This window comes from Mesobacillus zeae, from assembly GCF_003570705.1.
GTDB classification, from domain to species: Bacteria; Bacillota; Bacilli; order Bacillales; family Cytobacillaceae; genus Mesobacillus_C; species Mesobacillus_C zeae.
Genome location: NZ_QWVT01000015.1, coordinates 17013 through 30181, shown reverse-complemented (window position 1 = coordinate 30181; position 13169 = coordinate 17013). Strand labels below are relative to the sequence as shown.

At 43.2% G+C, this 13169-nt stretch carries 15 protein-coding genes; 7 read left to right on the top strand and 8 right to left on the bottom strand.

Translation table 11 applies throughout. From position 1 onward, the window contains the following. Window positions 1–74: 74 nt before the first annotated feature. The 7 genes from D1970_RS22855 to D1970_RS08120 form a co-directional block, all read right to left on the bottom strand. On the bottom strand, window positions 75–332 hold the full coding sequence (locus D1970_RS22855; RefSeq protein ID WP_246370060.1) for a helix-hairpin-helix domain-containing protein: 258 nt from the start codon (window positions 330–332) through the stop codon (window positions 75–77). 393 nt (window positions 333–725) lie between these two features. Then, entirely contained in the window at window positions 726–1697 is a 972-nt protein-coding gene (gene dapF / locus D1970_RS08150; RefSeq protein ID WP_119112388.1) for a diaminopimelate epimerase, read from the bottom strand. A gap of 375 nt (window positions 1698–2072) precedes the next feature. Next, window positions 2073–2648 (bottom strand): peroxiredoxin family protein, encoded by a 576-nt coding sequence (locus tag D1970_RS08140; RefSeq protein ID WP_119112386.1) that lies wholly within the window; start codon window positions 2646–2648, stop codon window positions 2073–2075. A gap of 95 nt (window positions 2649–2743) precedes the next feature. Beyond that, window positions 2744–3523: a hypothetical protein gene (locus D1970_RS08135; protein ID WP_119112385.1), complete on the bottom strand. Its 780-nt coding sequence runs from the start codon at window positions 3521–3523 to the stop codon at window positions 2744–2746. Between the two features lie 116 nt (window positions 3524–3639). Continuing rightward, complete coding sequence (locus D1970_RS08130) at window positions 3640–5022, bottom strand: S8 family serine peptidase (RefSeq protein WP_119112384.1); 1383 nt, start codon at window positions 5020–5022, stop codon at window positions 3640–3642. Window positions 5023–5316: 294 nt separating this feature from the next. Next, window positions 5317–6162: a patatin-like phospholipase family protein gene (locus D1970_RS08125; RefSeq protein ID WP_119112736.1), complete on the bottom strand. Its 846-nt coding sequence runs from the start codon at window positions 6160–6162 to the stop codon at window positions 5317–5319. A gap of 143 nt (window positions 6163–6305) precedes the next feature. Then, entirely contained in the window at window positions 6306–6626 is a 321-nt protein-coding gene (locus D1970_RS08120; protein ID WP_119112383.1) for a DUF4870 domain-containing protein, read from the bottom strand. Between the two features lie 194 nt (window positions 6627–6820). Here D1970_RS08120 and D1970_RS08115 point away from each other — a divergent pair, with 194 nt between their 5' ends. The 3 genes from D1970_RS08115 to D1970_RS08105 all read left to right on the top strand — a co-directional run bounded on the left by D1970_RS08115 (window position 6821) and on the right by D1970_RS08105 (window position 10421). Continuing rightward, the gene (locus tag D1970_RS08115) at window positions 6821–7945 is read left to right on the top strand and encodes an amidohydrolase (RefSeq protein WP_119112382.1); all 1125 of its coding nucleotides are present in this window, start codon (window positions 6821–6823) and stop codon (window positions 7943–7945) included. A 284-nt stretch (window positions 7946–8229) separates the two neighbouring features. Continuing rightward, entirely contained in the window at window positions 8230–8793 is a 564-nt protein-coding gene (locus D1970_RS08110) for a GNAT family N-acetyltransferase (protein WP_119112381.1), read from the top strand. A 260-nt stretch (window positions 8794–9053) separates the two neighbouring features. Then, window positions 9054–10421, top strand: a complete 1368-nt coding sequence (locus D1970_RS08105) for an MATE family efflux transporter (protein ID WP_119112380.1) — start codon at window positions 9054–9056, stop codon at window positions 10419–10421. Between the two features lie 58 nt (window positions 10422–10479). On the opposite strand, the gene D1970_RS08100 is transcribed toward D1970_RS08105, so the two are convergent. Further along, window positions 10480–11253, bottom strand: a complete 774-nt coding sequence (locus D1970_RS08100) for an SDR family oxidoreductase (protein ID WP_119112379.1) — start codon at window positions 11251–11253, stop codon at window positions 10480–10482. 168 nt (window positions 11254–11421) lie between these two features. Between D1970_RS08100 and D1970_RS08095 the strand changes: the two genes are divergently transcribed. The 4 genes from D1970_RS08095 to D1970_RS08080 are packed head-to-tail and all read left to right on the top strand — an operon-like array spanning window position 11422 to window position 12967. After that, on the top strand, window positions 11422–11664 hold the full coding sequence (locus D1970_RS08095) for a spore germination protein (RefSeq protein ID WP_119112378.1): 243 nt from the start codon (window positions 11422–11424) through the stop codon (window positions 11662–11664). An 18-nt stretch (window positions 11665–11682) separates the two neighbouring features. Beyond that, window positions 11683–11925, top strand: coding sequence for a spore germination protein (locus tag D1970_RS08090; protein WP_119112377.1), 243 nt, complete (start codon window positions 11683–11685; stop codon window positions 11923–11925). Window positions 11926–11958: 33 nt separating this feature from the next. Beyond that, window positions 11959–12435, top strand: coding sequence for an Hsp20/alpha crystallin family protein (locus tag D1970_RS08085; RefSeq protein ID WP_119112376.1), 477 nt, complete (start codon window positions 11959–11961; stop codon window positions 12433–12435). A 49-nt stretch (window positions 12436–12484) separates the two neighbouring features. Next, a complete protein-coding gene (locus D1970_RS08080; protein WP_119112375.1) occupies window positions 12485–12967 on the top strand; it encodes an Hsp20/alpha crystallin family protein in 483 nt (160 codons plus the stop codon). The last annotated feature ends 202 nt before the right edge of the window (window positions 12968–13169 follow it).

Below are 13169 nucleotides of genomic sequence, written 5' to 3'. Positions count from 1 at the left end.
TATAAAGAATAGGCCATCTCTGATGATGGTCTTCTTGTTTAACTAAGATAAAAAAGCTGCATTATGTTACGTGCTTATAAGTGGTTAAAAAATATGGTTAACACACTAATTTTAGCTTCATGAACAAATCCGTGGTCTATCTTTTGGATACCCAAAAAATTTGACGGGTACTTCTTCCTTTCATCTTTAAAATCAAACCATTGCTTATTACTACTCGGGTCATTAGCAAAGCTAATAACACAGCGAATCTGATCCTCTACACAACTGTCTGTCCATACACCCCGTTCTTTCTCTAATAGGTCAAAAAGAACAGCCCCATCCTTTTGTCTCATTTCTTGTAATGAATACAAGTTCAAATGGATTACCAGTTTTTCAGCTCATTCATATCCAATCGATGGAACACTTTGAAATTCTGCTAATACTTTAATTAGCAGAGCTCTGTTTTCTGGAATATCAAATATTTTTACTAATTGAGTGGCACTAAGTGTATGTACCTCTCTTATTTTTACTTTAGCTTCCGTAACTTACTTTTTTCATCAGACGACAGTGGCAGTTTAGGATTCGAACCCATAGAATCCCTCCTTATCCCCAAAAGGTAAAAAATTGTTATGTTCGCCAATAATTTAATATATCCTGCTCCTTTCGTTTAACGAGAAAATCAAGGATACAAAGCAAAAAAATGATGCAGCGTCCATTTTGGCGCTACATCATTGCAATAGATCTAATCAGCTTGAAAGAAAAGCTTGTGCCTTCTCTCGCAGCTTATTGTAGTTTTCTTGTTCATTGAAATTCTGTTTGTCTTTTACCGAAAAAGCAGCGGCAGTGAGATCAGCATCGACCTCCGCTTGATACACGTATGTCGCATTGCCAATTAAGTCCACTGTATAGCTTTCTCCTGACTGATGCACAACACACTGGACCATTCCTCCGGGATTATACACTTCAATACTCTCATCAAATTCGTTACCTGCGGTAAGACATGTAACAAGGCTTGAAGCCGACATCGCCGTCCCGCATGCATTTGTAAAGCCTACACCCCGCTCAAACGTACGGACAAAGATCCTATTTTTCCCGAGTAGCCTGATAAAACTTACATTTACGCCATCAGGGAAGAGCTTGTTCGGTCCATTCACTGCCTCGCTAAGCTTCTTCTGCAGCTCAGAGTCGAGATTCTTCTTGTCAACAATGGCAGCGAGATGCGGGTTGGGAACAGCCAGTGCAGTAAATTCAAGCTCTTCCGACAGCTCCGCAACCTTCCCTTGAATTAAGGTATCCTGCCCAAGCATCATCGGTAAATCTGCAAGTTTAAAGGAAACAGGCGAAATCTCTACACGGTAGGTCGGAATGCCTTCAAGGATATCTTCTTCCTTTTTGACATTCAAATCCGCTTTCATTGTTTCGATTACGGCTTCCTGACTTCCAAGCTTCTCACAAACATACCTGCCAGCGCAGCGTAAGCCGTTACCACACATGGATGCTTCAGAACCATCACTGTTAAAGACACGCATCCTTGCGTCCCCGCGTTTGCTGGGGAGTATATTTAGAATGCCATCCGCCCCAAGTTCATTGCTTCTGTCACAAAGGAGCCTTGCAAGTCTTTCCCTGCTTTCTTCCGTCAATCCGTAATCATGTTCCATTTCGTCTATTAGCAAAAAGTCATTGCCCGAACCATGACATTTGATCAAGTTAATCAACATAATGGCAGCCTCCCAAATCATTCAATATAATAAAAGATGCCACAACTTCCGGAATTGTTCAATATCTATCACAAAATAAAGGGGGTTTTTATCACCATGGACATGCTACACCAATTTAAGTTCTGCATTACTGCCATCAAAAATACTTCTCCTGACATCAACGAAAAAACCGTGTCTATTAACACGGTTTGGAATCATCCCTCCGGGCAAAAAATTTCGGGCCTAGTTAGGGTCCGCTCCAATGATTTCGGAATTTTTCCGGTGGCTGAAGATATTGCCCGCTTTGTTCCTCAGCCGTCATTGAGGAAAGCTCTGTCAGCACAGATTATAAAATACATTCGGCCGCAAAAACGTTTTTTATAAAGATCCCTCTGATTACGGAAGCTTTTTCATTTCTTTTTCCATGAATTCCTTTTTCATTCCTCCGATAGATTTGCTTCTGATTATTCCATCAGAATCGATGAAGTAACTCGTAGGATATGCCATGACTTCATAAAGCGTTGATATTTCTCCTTTTTCATCAAGCGGAATTGTAAACGTTAAACCATACTCCTTGACGAAAGGTTCAATATTCCCCTTATTTTTCTCACTGCTGGTCATATTGACTGCAACGATCTCGTAGCCTTCATTTTTGTGCTCCTTAAACATTTCTTCCATATAAGGCATTTCCGCTCTACATGGAGGACACCAGGTTGCCCAAAAATTCAGAAGAACTTTTTTCCCTTTATAATCACTTAGTCTAACCTCTTGGCCATTTATGTCTGTAAGGGAAAAATCCGGTGCCCTATTTTCTGTTTTCAGTCCCTCTGCCAATGATTTTGGATTTTCAATTTCAGCATACTTCCCCGCCAGCCCTACCTTGTTCACCATTCCCTTATCCTTTAGGAGTGTCTTGTCCACTACAAACAGTACAGCAAGTACCAACCCAATTATGATAATAAACTTTTTCATTAGAATCATCCCTCCAAGAAATACCCTCCCCTGTTATTCTATCTTTTCCTGGTCCGCATCTCCATTAAAAAGTTTCAATCATTGTTCTGCAATAGTCAATTATTGACATAGCTATACTCCACTGCTATGGCAGCTAGCGTCATCAGCCGCTCATGCTCACAGGTGTCCGTATCAAAAGACAGCACCGGCGTGTTCAAGCTGAAACATTTCTGCCATTCTGTCTTCATCCATCCTCTTTGCAGCTGAGAAAAAACAAGTCCCTCATCCTCCACAAACCGCAAATCCGTGAAAAGAGTTGATTGGTGTTTTACTGAAAATAACCTATTATCTCCAAGGAGCAATCCTCTTCTTGCTTTTCCGTCAAAACGGCCAATAAGTTTCCCTTCTCGATTGAAAACATTTGCTTTGGCACCCATCACCGCAACCCTGGCAAGAAACCTGCCGCCGGTATCGAACAGAACGTAGTTTTTCCTGATATGCTTGTCCACCACATAGGGTAAAAACCATCGCCATTTTTTCTCTTCTTCTTCCCTGACCTGTCCTGCGAGCATTCCATCCGGAAAAAATAACAGCATCTTCAGTGCAGGTGCCGGGGCAAATCCAAGCAGGAGATGTTCCTGCTGAAGCAGGGCTGCGGGGGCCTGGCCATTTGCCGAGTCAGCCGGAGAAGACTCCCTTGAACGCCTTGTGTTCAAAAGAAATCCTTGAAAGTGAATGAATGTAAAAAATAAGAAAGGTACGGCCGCAAGAATAAAGGGAGGTTTAGCCGGCATCAGCAAAAAGGAGCCGAGCAGTGCTGCCAGCATAGAGAGAGAGGCAATGCATGCCTGGAGGTAAGAATTTGCGTTTTGAAGATAGTATTGTTGGATGCTCATCTATTATCGTCCTTCTTATCTAGGATTCTACTCTATTATATTGCGATAGGGGCGAAATCATTCTGCCAAATATAAAAATGGAGCCGGACGCTTTCCGCCGGCTCCATTTTTATATTTTATTTTAGAGCGTTGACTGCATTGATCAGCCCGAAACCTGAATCTTGGTCATACCCGTTTTTGAAAACATCTTCCGATGATGTTTGGATGATATGTTTCACCTGGGAAGGAGAAAGATTGTCTTTCCCATGCTTGGCAATAATGACACCTGCAAGGGCGGCTGTCTTCGGCGCAGCCATAGAAGTTCCGATATAATAGGCATATCCGTGACCTGTTACATTTCCAGCTGCGTCCACCTCAGGGACTGTGCTTAGGGACATATATGAATTATCGGCACCTGTTTTGGTTACAGGATCATAGTTTGGTCCCCTATCGCCGCCTGGTGCCATTACATCAATTTTACCAACGCCAAAATTAGAATAGTAGGCAAGATTCTTCAATTTGCCACCGGCTGAAACCCTGATCATTGTTTGGCTGCTCGGGCTGCGGTGTGTTGCACCTTTATCATCTCCAGACAATTTGCCCGGAGAGCTGATGTCAATTCCGTTATTGCCTGCTGAACCAACCACAGTAACTCCTTTTTTGATGGCATATTGGATTGCCCGGTTGAACAGGCGAACATCGGCTACAACATCTTTTGTTGCGAGGTCTGGGTCCTGGAACCAGTCATAACCGCCAAGTGACATGTTGACTACATCGACATTATCGTCAGCAGCTGTCATAAGGGCGTCGGCTATATGCGCGGTCTCTGCTCCGCCAGTCGGGCCAAACACACGGTAGGATGCAACCTTTAATTCAGGCCCTACCCCCATAACCCTGCCTTTACCTGCAATCGATCCGGCAACATGGGTGCCGTGACCTTTCTGGTCAATCGGGTCAGAGTAACCTGGGACGAATGACTTGCCGTAGGCATAGTTTTCTTTAATGTCAGGATGGTTATAGTCAATTCCTGTATCAATAACCCCGACAACAATATCTTTGCCGTCTGTGGATTTCCCGCTGCCGCCAGCGATCTCCCATGATTTCCCTTCATCAGTGACCTGCTTGATGTCCCATTGGTATTTCGCATACAAGTCACCAGCCGAAGCCGAGCTGTCAGATGCGGTGAAGGATTCAGCTGCTGCAGGTGCATCAGGATAGATAATATTCTCAGTTCCCGCTGCCATGACTGAAGATGATTTTCTAATCTCTGTCAGGAAATTAGGGTTGGCTGAGACAACTTCCGCTGTACCTAACTTTTCAAGTGATGATTCTACTTTGCCTCCCGCTGCCTTAATCGCTTGTTCATAGCCTGAAGGAAGCTTTGACTGCTCCTTGAAAACAACTATGTATTTTTTCTCTGCCGCCTGTACCTTCCCTGCCGGAAAGCCGCCGCTAAAAGCCGCTGCTGCCCCAATTGCAACTGCAAGAGTACCGGCAAAGAATTTTCCTTTCATGACCATGCAAAATCCCCCTTTTATCGTTATGTTTTCATTATATTCTAAATATTTAAAAACACAATCTCTATAAATTCCCTGCTTATCGTCAAAATAATGTCCTAAGTCCCTTATATTATCTAACCTGTGCTGCTCCCGCCTACTTACTCCCTACTTTCTTCCCTAATATCGACTACGGTATCGGCAGGTAACGCAGAGTTTTGTCGAAAGAATGAATCCTCGGCACTAAGCAGAAAAGTTTCTGAGAGCACAAAAAGCCGCACTTCTCATTGGAAAGTGCGGCGATCATGACATAAGCTTCTACCATGCTTCCAGTCTAGCTAAAGCCTGGTTTGCATCCTCGTAGCCCTGTATGTACAAGTTTTCGAGTTTTTGAGGGTTGCGTTCCATTCTTCCTACCTGCAAGGGCTGTTTAGGCCGGATAATTAATGCATTTCCTTTTTTCTCTTCTTCTTCCACATAGCGGACAGACTCATTATATTTTCGGTATCGCGTCGCAAGCGCATTTTGAAGTCCGGTATACTTAGGATACTTCCTGCGGACAAGAAACTGCAGTTTTGACGGTTTCTTTAAATAACCTTCGTTCCGGGTCAATACGACCACATTCCGCCCGTTGCCATCAGATTGCGCTTTTTTGATTGGAATCGGATCACTGATTCCACCGTCAAGCAGGATTTTCTCTTTAAAGCGAATTTCCGGCGCAATAAACGGAAGAGAGCTGGATGCTTTCAAGGCAGTCAAAACATCTTCTCCATAGTCATTCCTAGAAAAATACACCGGATCCCCAGTCAGGCAATCCGTAGTTCCCACAATAAATTCCGAATCACTTTTATAAAACTCTTCATAGTTATATGGAATGATCTTATTAGGCACTTCATTAAAAATAAAATCCATCCCAAAAAACTGCCTTGTCCTGATAAAGTTCTGCCACGAAAGGTAGCGCGGATCAGTGACAAGTCCTATATTAACCCTCTTGTTCCTGCCTTTCTGTTTTGACAAATATGACGCAGCATTGCATGCGCCAGCCGATACCCCTATGACATATGGGAATTGTATGCCCTGTTCCAAAAAACACTCCAGCACACCGGCTGTATAGACGCCCCTCATGCCGCCTCCTTCAAGTACAAGTCCCGTATTCGCATTCAATGACACTTCAATTCCTCCTCATATGTCAATATTTTACTTTATCTTAACATATTATCACGGAAAAAGTTTGATTCGTGATTTGCAAACAAAGCACATCCAAATTCACAAAAAAATAACCGGAATATGTATCCGGTTATCTTAATTTACAGAAGCCTGAAAATAAACGGTATCCTGTATTGTTCTCCGCTAAATGCCTTCACCGCCCCGATAACGGTAAAAATAAGGGCAGCTATTCCAAGAATCCAAAACAGGACAAACCCAACCAGGACGATCATCAGTATAAAGCTTATCAACGCATACACACTGTATGAAATAAAAAAGTTGAAATATTCCCTGCCATGGTAATCGATAAAACTCGATTCGTCTTTTTTCATAAGCCATATGATCAGCGGGCCGATAAAAGCTGTAAAAAAGCTGATGATATAAATGCCGGTTGCAAGCATTCTTTCTTCATTGCTTGGCATTTTAATTCCCTCCCTTTTTTATTCCCTGCTTATTTTACGAATTCACGGATAAAAAGATTCATATTTCCAGGAAATAATTGGCCATTTTGCTGTTCTTTCACAAATTTGGACGAATACATTGTATTACCATTACCGGAAATGAGGAGAGGACCGATGAATAGAAACTTTTTAAAAACCGGAGATCCCACCACAACATGAATGGAATATTGCTGAAAAATGCTTTTGTATTTCCTGTTGTGAGTGATTCCATTCAGGACTGCGATGTTCTTGTTTCACAAGGAAAAATAAAATCAGTGGGCAGGAATATCCCCTTATCGGACGGCGTTTCTGTCATCGATTGTTCCGGCGGGTTCCTTTTTCCTGGATTTATTGATGTCCACACACATCTTGGTCTTTACGACGAAGGTACCGGCTGGGCAGGAAATGATGCGAACGAAACGATCGAACCATTAAGTCCGCATGTCCGTGCAATCGATGGAGTATATCCGTTTGATCCTGCTTTTTCTGATGCCTTACAAGCCGGCATAACGACCGTCCATGTTATGCCCGGAAGCGCAAATGTTATTGGCGGTACAACATCAGTAATCAAGACCTCGGGGAAAAATATCGAAAGAATGATCATTAAGGAAACGGCTGGGCTTAAAATAGCTCTTGGAGAAAATCCCAAAAGGATCCATAGCCACGGAAATAAGGACAGTATCACAAGAATGGGCATCATGGGTATGCTGAGAGAAGCCTTTTACCAGGCGAAATATGCCGATGATCCAACACCTCTCAGACTTGCATCAATTGTGAAAGCATTGAAACGTGAAATCCCGGTAAGGGTCCATGCCCACCGTGCTGACGATATCATATCGGCACTTCGGTTTGCAGATGAATTTAATTTGGACCTTCGGATCGAACATTGTACCGAAGGCCACTTGGTTGCCGGGGAACTTGGGAGAAGAAATTTGAAAGTCTCCGTGGGTCCGACACTTACAAGGCGGTCAAAGGTTGAATTAAAGAATAAGAGCTGGACGACCTACCAAAAGCTTTGCGCAGCTGGAGCTGAAGTATCCATCACGACAGACCACCCATACATTCCAGTCCAGTATTTAAATGTGTGTGCGGCGATTTCTGTGCGCGAAGGCATGCCGGAACAAAAGGCTTTAGAAGGCATCACCATCCTGGCTGCCAGAAACCTTGGAGTTGACGAGCGCCTAGGGAGTATTGAACCAGGAAAAGACGCTGACCTAGTGCTTTGGAACGGGCATCCTTTTCAATATACCTCCAAACCAATCTGGACGATGATCAATGGAGAAACGGTCTTTATCGTCTGAAATAAAATGTAGAAATTTGGCGTAAATCAATGGAAAAATTTTGGCGAAAACCTATTTTCTTTTTGCTTAATTTTTAGTATGATTTCTATGAAAAATCCTTTAAGAAAAAACTTCATATCGGAAAAGTAATGAGGGAAGGCAAATGGTGCGCCACCAGTATCCTGGTTCTAGTGGGTTCGATTCCCACCCCGAAATTTTTTAGCTATTTCACAAAAAATTTCGAGGGTGGGACGTGTCTGTTTTTCACCAAAAAACCGGACTGCCCTGCAGTTGGAGGGATACTGATGCTCAAAAAACGTGATGTTAATGATAGCCACGCTTTGTATGAGCTGTTAAAGCACCCTGATGTCTTTCCTTTTGTTCGCCATAAGGCTTATTCTCATGACGAATATGTCTTTATCACAAAGCAGGCGATGGAAGCGGAAGACCGTGGGGAAATCATTTCAAGGACGATAACGGATGACTGGGGAGCCCCAATCGGTACGATCAACCTGTACGATATTCAGGACCATGCAGGGTTCCTTGGTACCTGGATTGGAAAACCCTATCATGGCAAGGGCTATAATGCGCCGGCAAAAGACGCTTTTTTCCAGGAGCTATTCTACGAGAATGGCATTGAAACAATCTACATGAGGATCCGGAAAGAAAATATGAGGTCGATCAAAGCAGCCGAAAAGCTGCCATATACAGTCAAAGCCAACGACACGAGGGCCAGTCTTTACAGCCAGATTAACGCGGAAAGTGAAGTTTACGATTTATATGAAATTTCGCGTGACCAATATACATTGTATCTCCGCCGCGGTATGGACCAGACCGATGATGGATCCACACAGCTTCTTGAAGCTTAATAGTATGGAAAAATACAAGTGTTTCTTATAGCTGCGGAGCTTATACTGTCAAAGAACCAGTAAACAACATCGAAAAAAAACCGGCAGCCTTCCTTATGAAGCTGCCGGTTTTTCGGTTCGGGATTTTATTTTATTAATCACAATATAGTTTACATAATAAAATTATTGTAATTACACCCCGATTCCTTAATGAAATACGTTAAATTGAGTATTATGCTATAATCAATCCGGAGAAGAAAAGAAGAAAATGAGGGCAAATAATGAATGAAACCTTAACAAAAAAAGATAAATTAAAGCAGCTAATAGTAATTCTTATTCCGATTTTGGTCACTCAGCTATCGATGTATTCTATGAACTTCTTTGATACGATGATGTCTGGCCATTACAGTGCGGAAGACCTTGCCGGCGTTGCCATAGGCTCTTCACTTTGGGTCCCTGTCTTTACAGGACTAAGCGGCATCCTTCTTTCTATTACGCCCATTGTAGCCCATCTTGTTGGCGGCTCAAAGAAAGAAGGAGTGGCCTATTCGGTCATTCAGGGCGTCTACCTTGCCTGTATTATGTCAGGCCTAGTTATTGTCGCTGGTTTTTTTGTTATGGAGCCAATTCTCTCAGGGATGGACCTTGATAGCAATGTTGAAAGGGTCGCAAATGATTATCTTATTGCATTGGGTTTGGGCATTGTTCCGCTGTTTATTGTAAATGTGCTGCGCTGTTTCATCGATGCACTGGGAAAAACACGGGTAACCATGCTGATAACCCTTTCTTCCCTGCCGATCAATGTGGTTTTCAACTATATGCTCATCTTTGGCAAATTTGGTTTGCCTGAGCTAGGCGGAGTAGGAGCAGGCTATGCTTCTGCGATAACTTATTGGGTCCTTCTGATCATTTCCGTCGCTATCGTCATCAGGCAGCGGCCATTTGCAGATTATCATATTTTCAGCAGGATTTATGCTGTTTCAATTACGAAGTGGAAAGAAATTCTCAAACTTGGAGTCCCAATCGGATTTTCCATATTCTTTGAGACAAGCATTTTTGCAGCTGTCACTTTATTGATGAGCGGGTTTGATACGGTTACAATCGCTTCTCACCAAGCTGCACTTAACTTTGCCTCTTTCCTTTACATGGTTCCGTTGAGCATTTCTATGGCCCTGACTATTGTAGTAGGATTTGAGGTTGGTGCGGGAAGGTACAGGGATGCCGTCCAATACAGCTGGATTGGCGTTTCAATCGCGGTCGGTATGGCTCTCGTATGTGGCCTTGTCCTTTTCTTTTTCCGCACAGATATTGCAGCTATTTATTCCGGCGATGGAGCTGTTGTTAAGCTGACATCCACATTCTTGATCTACGCCCTGTTTTTCCAGCTTTCGGATGCTATCCAGGCACCAGTTCAGGGTGCGCTAAGAGGATATAAGGATGTCAATGTAACGTTCATTATGGCACTTGTATCCTACTGGGTAATCGGGCTGCCGCTTGGCTACTATCTCGCCAATCATACAGATGCCCTTGCCTTTGGATACTGGATCGGGTTGATTGCCGGACTCGCTATCGGAGCATTAACCCTGTTGTTTCGACTCATTTATATTCAGAAACAAACTTCGTCCCACACTCAGCAAACCTTTCAGTGAATTTAAAAAAGCCAGCCCCGTCACTTGTTCATTTGCGGGCTGGCTTTTTCGATGATCATTAGTTCCTATAAGCTTTTCCTAGGACATCTTTTCCACCTGTGACTGGAATGACTCCCCCAGTAATATAATCGGATTTTTCATCTGCAAGGAATGTCACGACCCTGGCAATGTCCTCACCAGTCCCAGGCCTCCCCACAGGCACAGAAGGATCCCGTTTTCCCAACGCTTCATTTATATCCATCTCTTTCCACTCTGAAACGATGTCACCAGGACAGACCATGTTGGAAGTAATGCCTGAATTGGCTTCTTCAAGTGCAATCGTTCTAGTCAGAGATGCAAGACCTGTCTTCGCTGCAGCGAAAGCAGAACGGTAAATCCAACCGGGAGCCGACTCGACTCGGTCATAGCCGATTGTAATGATTCTTCCCCATTGATGGTCTCTCATCCCCGGAATGACCAGCCTCGATAGATAAAACATGCTGTTCAGGTTCCCATTTATTAAGTAATGCCATTCTTCCGCTGTATAATCAGCCATTTTTTTTCGTTCATGGATGTATGGCCCCGCATTATGAATCAGGATGTCAATCGAAGGAAAAATTTCATTAGCCTTATTTACAATCTCGGTGCAATTTTCATAGTTTGATACATCCCCGCCGATTGCAATACTTTTCGTTCCGAACTTTGCCGTTAGTTCGCCTGCAAGTTCCATTGCCTCTTCCCTGCTTTTCCGGTAGTTGATCACAGTATGAATTCCAGATCTGGCAAGGCTGTATGCAATCTTCTTACCTATTCCGGAGGACCCTCCGGTTATTAACGCAGTTCTATTGGCCACAACCGTTACCCCGCACTTCTATTTAATAGTATTCCTACCTTAATAGTAATGAGAACTTCGCATAGATGCAAATCATAACCGCTGCAATTATACGTTCAATCAAAATTTCATAACCTTTGGGCTCCCGCCTGCATAAGATAATACATCAATCCACGAGGGAGTGAGACGATGCAGACTGTCATTAACATTTACTGCTTGAAAATAAACAATATCTCAAATAACGGATCCCTTAATATTGGTGACGCCCTCCATAATTCTCCTACCGCAAATACAAAGTCACAAGGGCAAAATGCTTCCTATGGTGATTATGCCCCTCCAACAGCAGCTATGGAAAATGTTTTTATCGATCCTGATCTAAATGACCAGGGTGATATTGCCGATCCGTCCCATGTGAACTCCATTCAATTATAAGAAAGCTTGTGAGGAATTATGCCGATTCAAATAAATTTGTTTAATTTTAAGTCCAATGGTATGAATAACAATGCCAATATCGATATCGGACCAACTGTTCATAACAGCCATACATCAAATGCAAAGCTGATTGGCACCAATGCAGCCTTCGGCGACTTTTCTCCTGCTTCCTCCTGCTCGACAAATGTGTTTGGCGATCCGGACATCAGTGATCAGGATCAGATCGCCAATCCTTCAATGCCTATCACAAACCAGCTATAAGATTGCCAAAGTTAGCTAGAAAGGAGGAATTCTATGTTTCCCTGGAATATGCTTCCGTTAAATCCGGATATGAAAAAGATGTTCAACTCTATGAAACCTGGTGATCTGGACAAATATGTAAATGATATGTTTGGAAAAGTATTCACCGAAAATATAGAGGGCATGATGAATCCAAATGACTGGATGAAAACATTACAGCCTCAGCAGCGGGATTCCCAAAATTTTAACCAGCCACTAGGTGCATCTGTTTTCGAAACACATGACCATGTTTATATCCGCCTTCAATTAAAAGATGAAAGCTGGCTGAAGAACATGAAAATTTACCATACAACCAATCAGGCAATTATCGAAAATATTCCGGAAACAGGCGATAAACAAACGATTACCCTGCCTGTCTTAGTCAAGAAAAAAGGAGCCTCCGCCATCCATAAAGATGGAATGCTTGAAATTAAGATTCCCAAGAGTATTGACCTTCAGTTTTCCGAGGTAGATGTGAAGGATAATTTATAACTTAAGGAGTCCCATTCCAAATAGATTTTTTTATCAAGGAGGAAAAGCAATGGAAATGGATAAGCTGAAAAACTGGCTGGATTTAACAAAGCAATACGCTTCTGAAAGTTTTTGGAAAGAAATATTTAATCAACAGGCCGTTCAGCACCAAGGCTCCCAACCAACAGGCGGGTTGAAGATGCAGGATCTGTTCCCGCGTTGTGACCTTTTCGAATTCCAGGACTGTCTGTACGTCGAGGCGGAACTCCCGGGAGCCGTACGAGAGAATATCAATATTATCCTGCAGGGGCAGAATTTGATTATCAAGGGTACTTACCCGACATTAAAGCCAACACTCCAATACTACTTGAAAGAAAGACCTGACAGAAGTTTTGAGAAGACGATTACGCTGCCCTTCAAAGTTAACAGGCACCGCATCCAAACAAGCTTGGAAGGCGGGGTTCTATCCATCGTTCTTCCCGTCATACCTGAGGATGAAGCCGTGCCAATTACCATTGACCTAAACGCTGAGAATCATCCCCAACCCCTGTAACCAGAAAGGTGGGGCACCTTGGCGCTGCAGCTGGACAATGAAAAGCAAAAGCGTCCGTTAAGCGAGGGTCCAGGGACACGAACTGGACAGTTAGAAGAAAAACTATATCGTTCTTAACATAAAAAAGCCCCTGCAGGATGCGGGGGCAAGATTGACCAATAACAGGCCTGAGCAGCAATGTTAGCTGCTTCTGGCGCGATTT